The following is a 17,372-nucleotide window of genomic DNA, read 5'->3' as shown; positions in this document are numbered from 1 at the left end:
AGAAAAAACCGAACTTTGCGCCTATGTGCGCGGGCTTCATGGCAACAACACTCCCCTCCCCGCCGAAGATCGGCATGGTCTCGCTCGGCTGTCCGAAGAACCTCGTCGATAGCGAACGGATCCTCACGCAGCTGCGCGGCGACGGCTACCAGATGTCGCCCGATTACGCTGGCGCCGACATCGTGCTGGTCAACACCTGCGGCTTCCTCGATTCCGCCAAGGAGGAAAGCCTGGAGGCGATCGGCGAGGCCATCGCCGAGAACGGCCGCGTCATCGTCACCGGCTGCATGGGCAAGGAAGCCGACGCGATCCGCGCGCGCTTCCCGCAGGTCCTCGCGATCACCGGCGCGCACGAATACGAGCAGGTCGTCGGGGCGGTCCACGAGGCCGCCCCGATGCCGCCGTCGGCGTTCCTCAACCTGATCCCCGACGCCGGCCTGAAGCTGACCCCGCGCCACTACAGCTATCTGAAGATCTCGGAAGGCTGCAACCACCGCTGTTCGTTCTGCATCATCCCGAGCCTGCGCGGCGACCTCGTCAGCCGCCGCCCCGACGCGATCCTGCGCGAGGCGGAGAAGCTCGTCGAAGCCGGTACCAAGGAACTGCTGGTCATCAGCCAGGATACCTCGGCGTACGGGGTAGATCTGCGCCACGCCAGCTGGCCGGTGAAGACCGGCGGCCCGATGGCACGCGGCGAGGCACGCGAAGTCCGCGCGCACATGACTGACCTCTCGCGCGAACTCGGCAAGATCGCGCCGTGGGTCCGCCTCCACTACGTCTACCCGTATCCGCACGTCGACCACGTCATCCCGCTGATGGCGGAGGGCCTCGTGCTGCCGTATCTCGACATCCCGTTCCAGCACGCCGCGCCGTCGGTGCTGCGCCGGATGAAGCGCCCCGGCAACGATGCGAAAGTGCTCCAGCGGATCCATAACTGGCGGACGATCGCGCCCGACATCACGATCCGCTCGACCTTCGTCGTCGGCTTCCCCGGCGAGACCGAGGAGGATTTCCAGTATCTGCTAGACTGGCTCGACGAAGCGCAACTCGACCGCGTCGGCGCGTTCCGGTTCGAACCGGTCGAAGGGGCGGCGGCGAACCTGCTTCCTGACCACGTGCCCGAAGAGCTCAAGGAAGAGCGCTACGCCCGCATCATGGAAAAGACCGCGGCAATTTCCGCGGCCAAGTTGCAGGCGAAGATCGGCCGCACGCTGGACGTGATCATCGATGCGGTAGACGAGGAAGGCGCAACCGGCCGTTCAAAGGCGGACGCGCCCGAGATCGACGGCGAAGTCTTCCTCCGCGACGCCGGCCATTTGACGGTCGGCGACATCGTCCCGGTCACAATCGAAGACGCCGACGATCACGACCTCTACGGCGTCCCAGTCGCCTAACTCCGCTTACTGTTCTCCCGCGAAAGCGGGAGCCCAGGGTCCGGCGCGATACCGCCCGTAACCCTGGGCTCCTGCGTTCGCAGGAGAACCAATGTCAGACGACGTTGCGACCGGTGAACAGCTTCACCAGAACGACGATGACCGCGATCACCAGCAGGATGTGGATCAGTCCGCCTGCGACATGGAAGGCAAAGCCTGCCAGCCAGAGGATCAGCAGGATGACGGCGATGGTGTACAACATTATTCAGTCCCCTTGAGAGTATTGGCCTCCCGGCACGGGGTGAAACGTGGCTGTAACACGCCCAGTTCCGTCAACATTTCTGCCCTAGGCTAACCCCTTCAACCGGTACGAAATTAAAATCGCGGGCGTTGCGTGCGCCAAGCGCTTCTGCTTCGATACGGCCATGATCCTCCGCCTTCTCGCCGTCGCCGTGCTGCTGCCGGCCCCCGCCCTCGCCCAGTCGCTCACCCCCGCCGAAACCGCGCAGATCGACACGCTGGTCACCGGCGCGCTCGGCGACACCGGCGTGCCGTCCGCCTCGATCGCCGTAGTCCGCGGCGGCCGTATCGTGTTCGCCAAGGCCTATGGAAAACCGTCCGAGGCGATCGCCACCGCCGACCCGAAGCTCCCCTACCAGATCGCCTCCATCTCGAAGCAGTTCACCGCCGCCGCGATCCTGCTGCTCGAGGACGAAGGCAAGCTCAGCCTCGACGACTCCGTGTCGAAATACATCCCCGGCATCACCGGCGGCGACCGCATCACCATCCGCCAGCTGCTCAGCCACACCTCGGGCCTGCAGGACTATTGGCCGCAGGACTATAGCTTCGCGGCGATGGCCAAGCCCGTCACGCCGCAGCAGATCGTCGATCGCTGGGCGAAGAAGCCGCTCGATTTCCAACCCGGCACGCAGTGGCAATATTCCAACACCGGCTACGTCGTCGCCGGGCTGATCGTCGAGAAGGTTGCCAAACAACCGCTGCTGAGCTTCCTCCAGCAACGCATCTTCAAGCCGCTCGACATCCGCGCGATCGACCAGGACAAGGCGATCGGCAAAGCGTTCCCACAAGGCTATGGCCGCTTCGCCCTCGGCCCGGTTCGCCCCGAGACGCCGAGCGCGGACGGCTGGCTCTACGCCGCCGGCGAACTCTCGATGAGCGCCGAAGACCTAGCGAAATGGGACGTCGCCCGCCTCGACCGCACCACGCTCCCCGCCGACGACTGGGCCGCGCAGGAAACCCCCGTCAAGCTCGCCGACGGATCGAGCAACGGCTACGGCCTCGGCGTCTTCACCGGCAGCGCGAACGGCCGCCGCTATGTCGAGCATAGCGGCGAAGCGGTCGGCTTCCTATCCAAGAACACCGTCTATCCCGACGACAAGGCCGCGATCGTCGTCCTCACCAACAGCTGGTTCAGCGACGCAACGGGCCGCATCGCCGCCGGCGTCGCCAAGATCGTCCTGCCGCCCGCCACGTCCAATGCCGAAGACACCGCCGCACTCGCCCGGGCCCGCACCGTCTACGACCAGCTTCGCACCGGCACGCTCGACCGCAAAAGCCTGACCGAAGACGCGAATTACTATTTCAAACCGGTCGCGCTCGCCGACTACAAGACCAGCCTCGGTGCGCTCGGCGAGCCCGCTACGTTCGCGCAAACCGGCAAGACCCGCTTGCGCGGCGGCTTCGTCAACCGCACCTACCGCATCACCTATCCCGACCGCACGCTCTCGCTCAGCACCTATGCCGAGCAGGGATCCAGCGGCCGGTACGAACAACTCCTGGTGGCGCCCGCACAATGACCGACTTCGCTTCGATGCTCCAACCCGACCGCGGCCAGCCCGCACGGACGATCCACGTCGTCCAGCCCGCCGCGTATGAAGGTTGGCTCGCCAAACAGTCGCAGCGCATCCGCACAACGATCGCCGCGCATCGCCTGACCGGCAAGCCCGGCGACCGCGCGGTGCTGCCGGGTGATACCGCGGACGACTGGTCGATGCTGCTGGTCTGCAACGAAGCGATGACGTCGCCGTGGCGGATCGCCTCGCTCGGCGCTTCGCTGCCCGAGGGCACCTACCGCCTCGCGGAAGGTCCGGTCGACGCGGCCGGACTCGGCTGGCTGCTCGCCCAGCACCAGTTCACGCGGTACGTAAAGCCAGACGCGATCGGCGCCGGCGTGCTGCTGACCGAAGACGCCGCGCACATCGACCAGACTGTGCGCCTCGCCGAAGCCACCGCTCTCGTCCGCGACCTTGTCAACACCGGCGCCTCCGACATGGGCCCCGCCGACCTCGAAGCCGCTGCCGAGACGCTCGCCAAACGCCACGGCGCGACCGTCACGACCACGCGCGGCGATGCGCTAGCGGCCGGCTACCCGATGATCCATGCGGTCGGGCAGGCCGCGAGCAAGGACCGCGCGCCACGGCTGATCGAACTCGAATGGGGCGATCCCACGCACCCCCGCATCGCGCTGATCGGCAAGGGCGTCACCTTCGACACCGGCGGGCTCGACATCAAGCCATCCGCGGGCATGCGGCTGATGAAGAAGGACATGGGCGGCGCTGCGCATGCCTTGGCGCTGGCGAGCCTCGTGATGGCGGCCAAGCTTCCGGTCCGCCTCCATCTCCTGATCCCCGCGGTGGAAAACTCGATCGCCGGCAACGCCTTCCGCCCCGGCGACGTGCTTGCTACGCGCAAGGGCCTGACGGTTGAGAACACCAACACCGACGCGGAAGGCCGCCTCGTGCTCGGCGATGCGCTGACCAAGGCGGGCGAGGGCAATCCCGAACTGATCCTCGACTTCGCGACGCTGACCGGCGCGGCGCGCGTCGCACTAGGTCCGGACCTGCCGCCGATGTTCACCGACGACGAGTCGCTGGCGGCGGACCTGCTCGCAGCCGGGCTGGAGCAGAACGACCAGATGTGGCGCCTGCCGCTTTGGAACGGCTATGATGAGATGCTCAAGTCGGACATCGCCGACATGGTCAACGCACCCGATGGCGGGTTCGCTGGTGCGATCACCGCCGCGCTGTTCCTGCGTCGGTTCGTGCCGAAGACCGCGGCGTGGGCCCATCTCGACGTGTTCGCATGGCGCCCGTCCGCCAAACCAGGGCGACCGAAGGGTGGCGAAGCCTATGCCCTCCGCGCCGCGTTCGCGATGTTGGCCAAGCGGTACTCGCGCTAAATAAAGGGAACGCCAAACACGCCGTCATCCCCGCGCAGGCGGGGATCCATAATCTCAGGTGTCGGTGATCACACCGATACGCGAGCCAGTATGGGTTCCCGCCTCCGCGGGAATGACAGCGGTGAGACCGTAACCGGGATCACCCCGTCGCGAACTGCCCGAACGGCAGCAACTTGTCCGCCAGGGCCTTCGTCGCATTCGCATCACCCGCGCGCAGCGGCACGAGCACCGCTACCGCAGCTTTCCGCACATACCCGTCGATCGCGGTCGGTGTCGGTGCCTTGCTCGCGGTCTCGACCAGCGCGCGTCCCCGAGCATCGTTCGGATCCAGCTCCAGCCGCAACAGCCCGGCAAGCCCGGCAAACATCGCGCGATTGCCACCCAACGCCACCGACTTATCCAAAGCCTCGAACCCGACCGCCTTCTGCGCGCCCGCCACCGCACGCCCGACGAACCGCCCGAGCTTCGCGATCACGCCGACATGCCAGGCGCCCAACGCCGCCTGCGCCTCGGCATTGCGCGGATAGCGGACCACTAGCGCCTCATATTGTTTTCGCGCGGCGATCGCCTGCCCCCGGTTCCCCAGCAGTTTCGCGCGATACCCGTTCGCCATCGCCTGCATGATCGCGGCCTCGGCATCGTTCGGCGAGCGGCTCAGCGCCTGCCCCGCCGCTGCCGCCGCCCGGTCGATCCGCGCCAGCGCGATGCTGCGATCGCGGTCGACGAATCCGGCCTGCGTCAGCAACTCGCGCGGCGTCTCCGCCCGTACCGGCGTCGAGCAAAGGACGGCGCACATCGCCGCAGAGGCCCCAACGTAACCGGAATACCATCTGGTCATACCAACCTCGCACGAAAGCAGCGTCACGCCAATCCGACCACCGAATCGTCCGTTAAGCATAAGTCGATAATGTTTATCGGGACTTAACAAACAATCGCGCAAGCCCTCAAAGTGTTGCCGCGGCCTCGATGATAGGCACGAACTTCTCCGCGGTCAGGCTCGCGCCACCAACCAGCGCACCATCGACGTTCGGCGTGGAAAGGATCGCCGCCGCATTCGCCCCCGTCACCGACCCGCCGTACAGGATCCGCACGCCCGCCGCCGCGTCACCGATCAGCATCCGCAACTTGGCGCGCGCAATCGCATGGATCGCCGCGATCTCGTCCAGCGTCGGCGTGCGCCCCGTGCCGATCGCCCAGCGCGGCTCATAAGCCAGCGTGAACCAGCTCCCGTCCGCATTGTCCGGCACCGATTTCTCGATCTGCGCCTGCACCACCCGCTCGGCCCGGTCGGCGTCGCGCTCCGCCTCGGTCTCGCCGCAGCACAGGATCACGTGCAGCCCCTGCCGCCGTGCCGCCGCCGCCTTCGCCCACGCGTCGTGGCTCGTCTCGTGCTGGTCGGCGCGCCGCTCCGAATGACCGACGATCGTGAACGACGCGCCGACTTCCTTGACCATCGCCGCCGAGACGCAGCCGGTATGCGCGCCCGAATCCGCCTCGTGCACGTCCTCCGCACCGATCGCCAACCCTGGCACGCGTTGCGACGCCGCATCGATCAGCGTGAATGGCACCGCGACCGACACGTCGATCCCCGGCGCAGCCTGCGCTGCCGCCGCGATCGCCTCGAGTTCGACGAGCATCGCCCGCGACCCGTTCATCTTCCAGTTTCCGGCTACAAGCTTCCGCCGCATCACGATCTCCCGCATGTTTTGCCCAGCGATAGCGACGCGACCGCCCTGCACAAGCCCGCACGGGACGACACGCCCCCAACGACTGTGCAACCGCCCGACTTGAAGAGCCGCCCTCGCCCCCGTAAAGCAACCGCGTTCCCATCCCTGTCGATCGGCTGTCCATGCTCGCTTTCTTTCGCCGCCTTACCCATTCGAAGGTCGGCGTGGTCATCACGTTCATCGTGCTCGGCGTGATCGCGCTCGCGTTCGCCGCCGGCGACATCACGGGCTTGAGCTCGATGACCGGTGGCGCAGGGATCACCGGCGGCGACGTCGCCAAGGTCGGCAAGGCCGAGGTCACCGTCAACGAGCTCAAGACGCAGGCGCAGACGCAGCTCGAGGGCTTCCGCCAGGAACAGCCGACGCTCGACATGGCGACCTTCGTCAACCAGGGCGGGCTCGACGGCACGCTCGACCGGATCGTCTCCAGCATGGCGCTCGAGCAGTTCGGCCGTGCGCAGGGCATGGTCGTCAGCAAGCGCGCGGTCGATGGCCAGATCGCCAGCATCCCCGCGTTGCAGGGGCCGACCGGCAAGTTCGACGAGAATTTGTACCGCCAGGTGCTCGCCCAACGGAAGCTGACCGACGCGCAGATCCGCAGCGACATCGTCCGCGACACGTTCGCGCAACAGCTGACCATTCCGAGCACCGGCGCGACCCAGGTCGCCAGCCAGCTCGCACTGCCCTACGCCTCGCTGCTGCTCGAAAAGCGCACCGGCACGATCGGCTTCATCCCTGCCGCGGTCGTCCCCGCCGGCCCGGCACCGAGCGATGCCGACCTCGCCACCTTCTACAAGCGCAACATCGCACGCTACACCGTGCCCGAGCGCCGCATCGTCCGCTACGCGATCGTCTCGCCCGACCGGGTCAAGGCGCAGGCCGTCCCGACCGACGCCGAGATCGCCAAGACCTACCAGCAGGACCGGGCTCGCTACGCGGCGACCGAAAAGCGCACGATCACGCAGGTCGTCATCGCCGATCAGGCCGGTGCCACCGCGCTTGCTGCCAAGGTGAAGGCCGGCACCAGCCTCGCCGACGCTGCCCGTGCAGCAGGCCTCGAAGCCTCGACTCAGACCGGTGTCGAGAAGGCTGCCTATGCCGGCACCGCCTCCGCGCAGGTCGCCGACGCCGTATTCGCCGCCGCCAATGGCGCGGTGATCGGCCCGGTCCGCACGCAGCTCGGCTGGACCGTCGCAAAGGTCGACAAGATCGAGAACGTCGCCGGTCGCTCGCTCGACCAGGTGCGGGGCGAAATCGCCGCTGCACTCGGCATCCAGAAGGCCGCGGCCGCACTGTCCGACGTCCATGACAAGATCGACGACTCGCTCTCGAAGAACGCGACGTTCGATGAAGTCATTGCCGACCAGAAGCTCGCCGCCGTCACCACGCCGGCGCTGATCGCCAACGGCGTCAACCCCGACGATGCCGCCAGCAAGCCCGATCCCGCGATCGCGCCGCTCGTCGCTGCCGCGTTCCAGGCCGCCGATGGCGACGGGCCGCAGCTCGTTCAGCTCGGCACCGATGGCGGCTTCGCAGTCGTCGCGCTCGGCCGCGTCGTTCCCGCCACCCCGCGCCCGCTGGCACAGGTTCGCGCCGACGTGCTTCGTGACGTGACCGCCGATCGCTCACGCCAGGCTGCACGGAAGGTCGCTGCCGATGTGCTTGCGCGCATCAACAAGGGGATGCCGATCCAGCAGTCGCTGGCGCAGACCAAGCTGCCGCTTCCCGCCGCGCGTCCGCTGACCGCGTCGCGTGCGCAGATCGCCGCCGATCCGCGCGGGGCACCGCCGGCCCTCGCGCTGATGTTCAGCATGGCGCCGAACACCGCCAAGACGCTCGCCGCACCCGACGACAGCGGCTGGTTCATCATCAAGCTCGACAGCATCGCCAGCGGCAACGCGGCCGGCAATCAGGCTGCGATCAAGGCCGCGCGCGGCAACATCGCCCGCTCGGTCGGTCGCGAATATGTCGAGCAGTTCGCCAAGGCGGTCCGCGCCGACGTCGGCGTGAAGACCAACGCAACCTCGATTGCCCGCGTCCGTGCCGACCTGCTCGGCCAGGGCGCTGCCGGGAACTGATCGTATGACGAGCGCGCGCGAAGCTTTGGCCGAAGGGCGTCCCGCGCTCGTCTGGCGTCGTCAGGTCGCCGATACCGAGACGCCGGTCGCCGCCGCGCTGAAGCTGATCGAGCCGGGGCGTGGCGACTTCCTGCTCGAATCGGTCGAGGGCGGCGCGATCCGCGGTCGCCACAGCCTGATCGGCCTCGCCCCCGACCTGCTGTTCCGCGCGCATGGGCATAGCGCGGAGATCAACCGTCACTGGGCCACCGATCGCGAGACGTTCGCGCCGTGCCCCGTGCCTACGCTCGACGCGTTGCGCGCGCTGGTCGCCGAATGCCGTGCGGAGGTTCCGCCCGAACTGCCCCGCGCGCTCGCCTGTCTCGTCGGCTATTTCGGCTACGAGACGATCGGGCTGGTCGAGACTCTGCCGCAGCCGCCGGTCGACCCGCTCGGCCTGCCCGACATGATCTTCGTACGGCCGACCGTCATCCTCGTGTTCGATCGCCTGACCGACGCGCTGTACCTCGTGGCGCCCGCCTGGCCCGATCCCGCACGAGATGCCGACGCGATCGTGACCGAGGCCGAAGATCGCCTCGACGCGGTCGCCGCCAAGCTCGCCAGCACGCCCGTCCCCGCACCGATCCGTGCCGACGTCGCCGAACCCACCTATACGCCAGCGCTTCCCGACGGCCGCTACGGCGCGATGGTCGCGGCGGCAAAGGACTACATCCTCGCCGGCGACATCTTCCAGGTCGTGCTCGCGCAGCGCTTCAGCACGCCGTTCGCGCTGCCGCCGTTCGAGCTCTACCGCTCGCTACGCCGCATCAACCCGTCGCCGTTCCTGTACCACCTCGACCTGCCGGGTTTCGCGCTGATCGGCTCGAGCCCCGAGATCCTCGTCCGCGTCCGCGACGACGAAGTCACGATTCGCCCGATCGCCGGCACGAGGCCACGCGGCAAGACCGCCGCCGAGGACGAAGCGAACCGCATCAGCCTGCTCGCCGACCCCAAGGAGCGCGCGGAACACCTTATGCTGCTCGATCTCGGCCGCAACGACGTCGGCCGCGCCGCGTCACCCGGTTCGGTGAAGGTGACCGCCAGCTACGGCGTCGAATTCTACAGCCACGTCATGCACATCGTCTCGAACGTCGTCGGCACGCTGTCGCCCGACAAGGACGCGCTCGACGCGCTCTTCGCAGGCTTCCCCGCCGGCACGGTCAGCGGCGCGCCGAAGGTCCGCGCCTGCCAGATCATCGCCGAACTGGAACCCGAACGCCGCGGCGCGTACGCCGGCGGGGTCGGATATTTCTCCCCCGACGGCTCGATGGACTCGTGCATCGTGCTGCGGACGGCGGTGGTGAAGGACGGCACGATCCACGTCCAGGCGGGCGCCGGCATCGTCGCCGACAGCATCCCCGAATACGAACAGCGCGAGTGCGAAGCCAAGGCCGGCGCGATTCTCGCCGCCGCGCGCGAAGCGGTCAGCCGGGCGAAGGCACCGGGTTTCGGTGAGTAGGCAGAACGGCGACCCGTGAAGGCAGGGAACAGTCTTGGTCCCTGCCTTCACCGGAGAACGACAGACTTACGGTTGCGGGTTCGCCTCGGTAGCCGACGCACGACGCTCCGCCGCATACGCCTGGTTACGCTGCATGAAGCAGCCCGACTGGCCACCCGTGCCGACCGCCGAACATGTATCCGGCAATCCGCCAGCCACACGCCCGACCTGATCCATCGTCGCCGCGCGGTTCACCCAGCTCTGGTTCTGCGCCGCGACGGGCTTGTCGTCGCGCAACGATTTCGGGATGCGATAAGGCTGGTCGAGCGTCGAGCACACGACGATCTCGCCACCGCTCGACTTCGGACATTTCTGGTCGCCGGTCAGCGTCACGCTGCGGATACGCTGCGGCGGCGTGTCGACTTGTGCGTCCTGCGCCGAGGCCATGGCGGGAAGTGCGATCAGTGCAGCGAGGACGGCGGTACGAAACATCGGTTAAGCTCCTTTGAAAGGATAACGTCCAGCACGCGGCATTGCTCCGCCCTGAATGATAGCGCTCATATAGGAGCGGTGCCCCGCTCTCGCGACTGCAGCACGACAGAATTGCGACCGCCCGTCCAACGGCCTCGGTTTGCGGCAACACCGTTGCGCGGCGTGACGCATCGGCTATGGCGGCGCCATGATCCTCGTCGTCGACAATTACGACAGCTTCACCTGGAACCTCGTCCATTACCTGATGGAACTGGGCGCCGAGGTCGAAGTCGTCCGCAACGATGCGATCTCCGCCGGGCAGGCTCTGTCGTCGGGCGCGGACGCGTTCCTCATTTCCCCCGGCCCCTGCACGCCGACCGAGGCGGGCGTAAGCCTCGATCTCGTCGCGGCCTGCGCGGATGCCGGCAAGCCGCTGCTCGGCGTGTGCCTCGGCCACCAGGCGATCGGCCAGCATTTCGGCGGCAAGGTCGAACGCGGCGGGCTCATGCACGGCAAGACCTCGCCCGTCGTCCATGACGATACCGGGCTGTACGCCGGGTTGCCCTCGCCGTTCATCGCCACGCGGTACCATTCGCTGATCGTCAACGCGGTCCCCGACACGCTGGTCGTCAACGCGACCGCGCAGGACGGCACGGTGATGGGCTTCCGCCACGAGACGCTGCCGATCCACGGGGTGCAGTTCCACCCGGAAAGCATCGCAACGGAGCATGGCCACGCGATGCTGGCCAACTTCCTCAAGATGGCGAACATTCCCCACCAACTCCCCTCCCGCCTGCGGGAGGGGTCGGGGGAGGGCAGCGCCGCACCCACGACCTCGGCGAAGGAAGTAGCCCCTCCCCTAACCCCTCCCGCAAGCGGGAGGGGAATGTGACCACCACCACGCTCCTTCCCGACCCCAGCTCCCCCCTATCGCGCGAATCCGCCCGAGAAGCCTTCGCCGACATCCTCGACGCCCGCGCGAGCGACGACGCGATCGCCACCTTCCTCACCGATCTGGCGATCCGCGGCGAAACCAGCATTGAGATCGCCGAAGCCGCGCGCGCGCTCCGCAACCGGATGATCCCGATCGACGCCCCCGCCGGCGCGATCGACGTCTGCGGCACCGGCGGCGACGGCCACCACACCCTGAACGTCTCGACCGCGGTCGCGCTGGTCGTCGCCGCGTGCGGCGTCCCCGTCGCTAAGCACGGCAACCGCGCCGCATCGAGCAAAGCCGGCGCCGCCGACACGCTGGAGGTCCTCGGCCTCGACATGGACCGAGCCGGCGCCACCGCGGAGGCAAGCCTCAACGAGATCGGCATCGCCTTCCTGTTCGCCGCCAACCACCACCCGGCGATGAAGCGCATCACCCCGATCCGCCAGCGCATCGGTAAGCGCACGATCTTCAACCTGATGGGCCCGCTCGCCAACCCGGCCGGCACCACCCGCCAGCTCATCGGCATCGCCCGCCCCGATTACGTCACGCTCTACGCCGAAGCACTCGAACAGCTCGGCACCGAAGCCGCGCTCGTCGTCTCGGGCGAAGAAGGCCTCGACGAACTATCGGGCGCCGGCCCCAGCATCGTCGCCTCGGTCGGCACCGTAACGCTGCCCGCCAAAGTCGCCCCCGAAGACGCCGGCCTCACCCGCCACGCCATCACCGACATCCGCGGCGGCGACGCACACCACAACGCCGACGCGCTCCGCCGCCTGCTCAAGGGCGAGGCCGGCGCCTACCGCGACGCCGTCCTGCTCAACGCCGCCGCCGCCTTGATGGTCGCCGGCACCGTCCCCACTCTCGTCGACGGCGCGGCCAAAGCCGCCGCCGCCCTCGACACCGGCAGCGCCGACGCGCTGCTCGCCCGCTGGATCGCCTACTGACATGACCATGCTCGACCGTATCCTCGAGACCAAGCGCGCCGAAGTCGCTGCGCGCAAGGCCACGACCTCGCTCGCCGATATCGACGCCGGCATCGCCCGCATGTCGAAGCCTCGCGGCTTCCGCGCCGCGCTTGATGCGAAGAAGGGCGACGCCAAGACCGGCTACGCGCTGGTCGCCGAGGTCAAGAAAGCCAGCCCTTCGAAAGGCCTGATCCGCGCCGATTTCGATCCCGTAGCCCACGCCCGAGCCTACGAAGCCGGAGGCGCCGCCTGCCTTTCGGTGCTGACCGACGAAAAATGGTTCCAGGGCTCCGACGCCTATCTGACCGCGGCCCGCGACTCCGTCTCGATCCCCGTGCTGCGGAAGGACTTCATGGTCGACCCGTGGCAGTCGACCGAAGCCCGCGCGATCGGCGCCGACTGCATCCTCATCATCGTCGCCGCGCTTGACGACATCCAGATGGCCGAGATCGAGGCTTCCGCGCTAGAATGCGGCATGGACGTGCTGGTCGAGGTCCACGACGCGCACGAGATGGAGCGCGCGCTGAGGCTCAAGTCGCGCCTGATCGGCGTCAACAACCGCGACCTGCGCGACTTCTCGGTCGACTTCCAGCGCACCTACGATCTCGTCGGCAAGGCCCCGAAGGATTGCACCTTCGTCGCCGAAAGCGGGCTCACGACGCGCGCCGAACTCGATGCGATGGCCGAACACGACATCCACTGCTTCCTGATCGGCGAAGCGCTGATGCGCCAAGACGACGTCGAGGCCGCTACTCGGGCGCTCGTCGGATGACCGGCCTCACCCACATCGACGAAGCCGGCGCGGCCCGCATGGTCGACGTCGGCGGCAAGGCGGTGACTGCCCGCGAAGCCATCGCCTCCGGCCGCATCACCATGTCCGCCGAAGCCGCCGCGGCGATCGGCGCCGGCACCGCGAAGAAGGGCGACGTCCTGGCCGTCGCGCGCGTCGCCGGCATCATGGCCGCCAAGCGCACCAGCGACCTCATCCCCCTCTGCCACCCCCTCCCGCTGACCAAGGTGGAAATCGACCTGGTCGTCGACGAAACCGGCGTGACCGCCACAGCCACCGCCTCGACCGAAGGCAAGACCGGCGTCGAGATGGAGGCCCTGACGGCTGCCACGGTCACGCTCCTGACGATCTACGACATGGCGAAAGCAATCGACAAGACGATGGTCCTCACCGACATCCGCGTCCGCGCTAAGTCCGGCGGCAAATCCGGCAACTGGACCGCGTAGAAGAAAACCCTCTCCCCAAAGGGGAGAGGGAAAGACGCCAAAGGCGGCGAGGGTGAGGGCAAGCCAAGCAGAACGCGCCTAGCCTGGGACTTCAATCCCCATCCATCGACCAGTCGTGGCTTTCCACGATCGTAGACTCGACCGGCCGGCCCGCAGCATCGAGCGACGGATCATACCGAAACCGCTGCTCGATCAGCCGGCACGTCAAATTATCCAGCACCCGGCTCCCGCTCGACCGGGTCACGCGGCACCCCGACACCCGCCCATTGGTTTCGACCAAGTACCGCACAAACACCCGCCCCCGAATCCCGGTCTCGGCGGCTTCCCGCGGATAATCCGAATCCCGCAACCGCCCGCTGCGCCACTCCGGCGGCGTCTCCTCGCCCCCGCCGCCATCGCCGTCGCCATATCCCCCACTCCCGGTGCCACTCCCGACTCCGCCACTTCCCGTCCCCGGCCCGCGAATATCCGAAGCGCCCGCCGTCGCCTGCGCCCCCACCCCCGCCTTCTCCGCAACCACGACAGGCGGCGGCACCACAACCGGCACTACCGGCGGCGGCGCCACCACCTCGGTAGCCTTCGACTTCAAATTAGGCGGCGACGCAGCCCCCTCGGGCTTCCGGCTAGGCGAAGGCCGAGGCCTGACCTTCTCCTCGGGCGGCGGTGGCGGAGGCGGCGCCGCATCGAACACCTTCAACGCATCGGTCACCGCCGCCGGCATCGGCACCACCAGCCCGTTGAGCAGCGCATAGCCAAGCACCCCCGGCAACAGGACAGCACCCACCGCCGCCCCGATCCTGTCTTTCGCCCGAGGGTGATTGCGTGTCATCATGCTGATCTGGTGTCTCTTTCCGACAAACAAAGCCCCGCATCGGATGAACCCGCGCTGGCCAACGGTCGAGGAACGCTATCGAGGACCCATCCGCACTCGGCAGTCACCGCCGGAGAAGCCCGCGACCAAATCAAAACACCACCCCGGCGAAGGCCGGGGCCCAGTTGGGAAGGCCACAGTATTAGAGGGCAACCGTTCCGCCCAACCCTTGTTTCCCCGCGAAGGCGGGGACCCAGACTGGGCTCCCGCCTTCGCGGGAAAACAAGGAGGTGGCAGCGACGTTCGATCTAACGCAGTCAAGTCAGTCACAAAGACCGCCCTGCCGTCGCACTCCCGGCAACGACACCTGTCCTACACACCAAACCCATGGCAAAGCACGGAACCTACCCCCACGCCCCGCGCTTCCCCATACAACACCCCAAAAGCGCCAACCGCCAAAACGCTCCCAGCGTCTACACTTCCTATACTTCACTTTCCCAAACCGCCCGAAAACAGAGTCTTACGCATGACCCTAGTCCCCGTCGCCGAAGCCCAGTCCCGCCTCTTCGCCATGGCCCCCCGCGTCGGCAGCGAAACCGTGGCCTTGCGCGAAGCCGCCGGCCGCTGGGCCGCCGAGGACATCCTCGCCCGCCGCACGCAACCCGCCGCCGACCTGTCCGCCATGGACGGCTACGCGATCCGCTTCGAAGACCTCCCCGGCCCCTGGAAAGTCATCGGCGAAAGCGCCGCCGGCCGCCCCTTCACCGGCAAGGTCGGCCCAAGAGAAGCCACCCGCATCTTCACCGGCGCCGCAATGCCCGAAGGCGCCGACACGGTCATGGTCCAGGAAGAAGCCGAACGCGACGGCGCAACCCTGATCCTAGCCGGCGAAGGCCCCCCGACGCTCGGCCGCAACACCCGGCGCAAGGGCCTCGACTTCTCGACCGGCACCCGCCTCATCGCCGCCGGCGACCGCCTCAGCCCCGCGCGCATCGCCGTCGCCGCGACTGGCGGCCACGGCAGCCTCACCGTCAACCGCCGCGTCCGCGTCGCCGTCGCCGCCACCGGCGACGAACTCGTCCCCCCCGGCTCGATCACCGACGGCGTCGCGCTCCCCGAATCGAACGGCATCATGCTCGCCGCGATGCTCGCCGACATGCCCGTCGACATCATCGATCTCGGCATCCTGCCCGACAATCTCGAGATCCTCCGCGAGGCCTTCGCCAGCGTTCAGGCAGACCTGCTCGTCACCACCGGCGGCGCATCGGTAGGCGACCACGACCTCGTTCGCCCCGCGATCGAAGCCGCCGGCGGCACCATCGACTTCTGGCGGATCGCGCTGCGCCCGGGCAAGCCGATGATGGCCGGCCGGATCGGCGAGATGATGGTGCTCGGTCTCCCCGGCAACCCGGTCTCCGCGTTCGTCACCGCGACGTTGTTCGTCAAACCCGTCGTCGCGCACATGGCCGGCGCACGCGACCCGCTCCCCCAGTCGACCCACGCCCTCCTCGGCGAAGACCTCCCCGCCAACAACGCCCGCACCGACTATCTCCGCGCCGAACTGCGCGACGGCAAAGCCTATGCCTCGACGATCCAGGACAGTTCGATGCTCCTGACACTGGCCCGCTCGACCTGCCTCATCGTCCGCCCCGGCAACGCGCCCGTAGCAAAGACAGGCGAATCGGCGGAAATCCTCGTGATCGGGTGAAGCGAGCGCTTGACGGCGTTAATTATGTTCCATAGAAGTTCCCAGTCTGTTCCGGACGGAGAACCGCCATGCTCACGCGCAAGCAGCACGAACTCGTCTGCTTCATCAACGATCGCCTCAATGATACCGGCGTCTCGCCGTCGTTCGAGGAGATGAAGGACGCACTCGACCTCAAGTCGAAGTCGGGCGTCCACCGTCTGATCAGCGCGCTCGAGGAGCGCAACTTCATCCGCCGCCTGCCGAACCGCGCGCGCGCGCTCGAAGTGCTGCGCATGCCCGAGCGTCCGGAAAAGAAGACGCCGTCCAAGCCGTCGAACGTCAAGGCAGCCCCCGCGGCCGCAACGCCGCAGCCGGCCAACGACGTCATCGAGATTCCCCTCCACGGCCGCATCGCCGCCGGCGTCCCGATCGAAGCGTTCGAGGGCAGCACGATGCTAGCCGTCCCCGCTGCGTTGTTAGGGACCGGCGAACACTATGCCTTGGAAGTCTCGGGCGACTCGATGGTCGAGGCCGGTATCCTGGACGGCGACTACGCCCTGATACGCCGCACCGAAACGGCGCGAGACGGCGAGATCGTCGTGGCCCTGATCGAAGACAGCGAAGCCACCCTAAAATACTTCCGCCGCGAAGGCGCCATGGTCCGCCTCGACCCGGCAAACCGAGCCTACGACCCCCAACGCTACGCCCCCGCCCAAGTCCGCGTGCAGGGCAAACTCTCCGGCATCCTCCGCCGCTACGACTGAGTTGCCGAGACCGGCCTGCGTTATCGCGACGCAGCCCGGTCTCGGTTTTGGGTTGCTAAGGAAGCGACAGCCAAGCCGGGAAGCCAAGTCGCTCTTTCCTACCGGCAGCAGCGACCGGGCCTCTTCGGCAAACTAAGCGATGTGCTTGGAGCGGTCGAAAAAGTGGCCAGTTCTTCGACACGCCCAAGCAAACACCGCCAATCATTCGGAAGACCCTCTCACGCTCCGATCCATAAGCGCGACCTCGACTCGAACCCTCAATCTCTGCGCCTCTGCGCGAACATATCGCCGCCAATCCCTCGCACAGCCGAAGAATTGGTTCGCGCGGAGACGCGGAGGTGTTTCGCTTAGGGAGAACGAAACCATTCCAAACGTCTTTCGCAAGTAAGACAGATAGTCGCCAGTCCGATTCATCCTGCCGTACAAGAACCTTCTCCGCGTCTCCGCGTCTCCGCGTGAACCAATTCTTTGCACCAAGATCGCATGCAACGACGGGTGATTGTGTTCGCGCGGAGGCGCAAAGGCGCGAAGATGTGGTGTTTAGATTTGCGACTACCTGCCTTCGCAGACCACCGAAATACCGACGTCGGCTTATCGTTCATGGAGGTGTGAAGGTGTCCCGAATCGCATCACCTTCGCGCCTTTGC

Annotated in this window: 16 protein-coding genes; 11 read left to right on the top strand and 5 right to left on the bottom strand. The window is 67.4% G+C overall.

Annotated features, from left to right (window positions below; genetic code table 11):
* Positions 1-38: 38 nt before the first annotated feature.
* Positions 39-1,394: a 30S ribosomal protein S12 methylthiotransferase RimO gene (gene rimO, locus IFR23_RS10430; RefSeq protein ID WP_192975803.1), complete on the top strand. Its 1,356-nt coding sequence runs from the start codon at positions 39-41 to the stop codon at positions 1,392-1,394.
* Positions 1,395-1,488: 94 nt separating this feature from the next.
* On the opposite strand, the gene IFR23_RS10425 is transcribed toward rimO, so the two are convergent.
* Positions 1,489-1,635, bottom strand: a complete 147-nt coding sequence (locus IFR23_RS10425; RefSeq protein WP_107954842.1) for a lmo0937 family membrane protein — start codon at positions 1,633-1,635, stop codon at positions 1,489-1,491.
* 163 nt (positions 1,636-1,798) lie between these two features.
* Between IFR23_RS10425 and IFR23_RS10420 the strand changes: the two genes are divergently transcribed.
* Both IFR23_RS10420 and IFR23_RS10415 read left to right on the top strand, forming a co-directional pair.
* A complete protein-coding gene (locus IFR23_RS10420) occupies positions 1,799-3,190 on the top strand; it encodes a serine hydrolase domain-containing protein (protein WP_192975802.1) in 1,392 nt (463 codons plus the stop codon).
* A complete protein-coding gene (locus IFR23_RS10415; protein WP_192975801.1) occupies positions 3,187-4,572 on the top strand; it encodes a leucyl aminopeptidase family protein in 1,386 nt (461 codons plus the stop codon). The genes IFR23_RS10420 and IFR23_RS10415 overlap by 4 nt, the downstream gene beginning before the upstream one ends.
* A gap of 139 nt (positions 4,573-4,711) precedes the next feature.
* Here IFR23_RS10415 and IFR23_RS10410 read toward each other — a convergent pair whose 3' ends face one another.
* Positions 4,712-5,368 carry a hypothetical protein gene (locus tag IFR23_RS10410; RefSeq protein ID WP_244655588.1) on the bottom strand — a complete coding sequence of 219 codons (657 nt, stop codon included), beginning with the start codon at positions 5,366-5,368 and terminating at the stop codon, positions 4,712-4,714.
* 148 nt (positions 5,369-5,516) lie between these two features.
* A complete protein-coding gene (tpiA, locus tag IFR23_RS10405; RefSeq protein ID WP_197978383.1) occupies positions 5,517-6,260 on the bottom strand; it encodes a triose-phosphate isomerase in 744 nt (247 codons plus the stop codon).
* Between the two features lie 161 nt (positions 6,261-6,421).
* Here tpiA and IFR23_RS10400 point away from each other — a divergent pair, with 161 nt between their 5' ends.
* Positions 6,422-8,377, top strand: coding sequence for a peptidylprolyl isomerase (locus tag IFR23_RS10400; RefSeq protein WP_192975799.1), 1,956 nt, complete (start codon positions 6,422-6,424; stop codon positions 8,375-8,377).
* Between the two features lie 4 nt (positions 8,378-8,381).
* Positions 8,382-9,875 carry an anthranilate synthase component I gene (gene trpE, locus IFR23_RS10395; RefSeq protein WP_192975798.1) on the top strand — a complete coding sequence of 498 codons (1,494 nt, stop codon included), beginning with the start codon at positions 8,382-8,384 and terminating at the stop codon, positions 9,873-9,875.
* 66 nt (positions 9,876-9,941) lie between these two features.
* Here the strand turns inward: trpE and IFR23_RS10390 are convergent, their stop codons facing one another.
* Complete coding sequence (locus IFR23_RS10390; protein WP_192975797.1) at positions 9,942-10,346, bottom strand: hypothetical protein; 405 nt, start codon at positions 10,344-10,346, stop codon at positions 9,942-9,944.
* A 187-nt stretch (positions 10,347-10,533) separates the two neighbouring features.
* Here IFR23_RS10390 and IFR23_RS10385 point away from each other — a divergent pair, with 187 nt between their 5' ends.
* Genes IFR23_RS10385 through moaC form a run of 4 tightly spaced genes read left to right on the top strand, consistent with a single transcriptional unit; the run spans position 10,534 to position 13,463 of the window.
* Complete coding sequence (locus IFR23_RS10385; RefSeq protein WP_192975796.1) at positions 10,534-11,217, top strand: anthranilate synthase component II; 684 nt, start codon at positions 10,534-10,536, stop codon at positions 11,215-11,217.
* Positions 11,214-12,206 carry an anthranilate phosphoribosyltransferase gene (trpD, locus tag IFR23_RS10380; protein ID WP_192975795.1) on the top strand — a complete coding sequence of 331 codons (993 nt, stop codon included), beginning with the start codon at positions 11,214-11,216 and terminating at the stop codon, positions 12,204-12,206. Before IFR23_RS10385 ends, trpD begins: the two co-directional genes overlap by 4 nt.
* A gap of 1 nt (position 12,207) precedes the next feature.
* On the top strand, positions 12,208-12,999 hold the full coding sequence (gene trpC, locus IFR23_RS10375; RefSeq protein ID WP_192975794.1) for an indole-3-glycerol phosphate synthase TrpC: 792 nt from the start codon (positions 12,208-12,210) through the stop codon (positions 12,997-12,999).
* Entirely contained in the window at positions 12,996-13,463 is a 468-nt protein-coding gene (moaC, locus tag IFR23_RS10370) for a cyclic pyranopterin monophosphate synthase MoaC (RefSeq protein ID WP_192144895.1), read from the top strand. The genes trpC and moaC overlap by 4 nt, the downstream gene beginning before the upstream one ends.
* A gap of 91 nt (positions 13,464-13,554) precedes the next feature.
* Here the strand turns inward: moaC and IFR23_RS10365 are convergent, their stop codons facing one another.
* On the bottom strand, positions 13,555-14,247 hold the full coding sequence (locus tag IFR23_RS10365; protein WP_342344930.1) for an energy transducer TonB: 693 nt from the start codon (positions 14,245-14,247) through the stop codon (positions 13,555-13,557).
* 553 nt (positions 14,248-14,800) lie between these two features.
* On the opposite strand from IFR23_RS10365, the gene IFR23_RS10360 reads away from it, so the two are divergent.
* Complete coding sequence (locus tag IFR23_RS10360; protein WP_192975792.1) at positions 14,801-15,982, top strand: molybdopterin molybdotransferase MoeA; 1,182 nt, start codon at positions 14,801-14,803, stop codon at positions 15,980-15,982.
* 68 nt (positions 15,983-16,050) lie between these two features.
* Entirely contained in the window at positions 16,051-16,725 is a 675-nt protein-coding gene (gene lexA / locus IFR23_RS10355; protein WP_056048586.1) for a transcriptional repressor LexA, read from the top strand.
* Positions 16,726-17,372 lie beyond the last annotated feature (647 nt).

It is taken from the genome of Sphingomonas sp. CFBP 13603, from assembly GCF_014892665.1.
GTDB lineage: Bacteria > Pseudomonadota > Alphaproteobacteria > Sphingomonadales > Sphingomonadaceae > Sphingomonas.
Note: the sequence above shows the minus strand (reverse complement) of the source record. Positions and strands in the feature narration are given on the sequence as shown.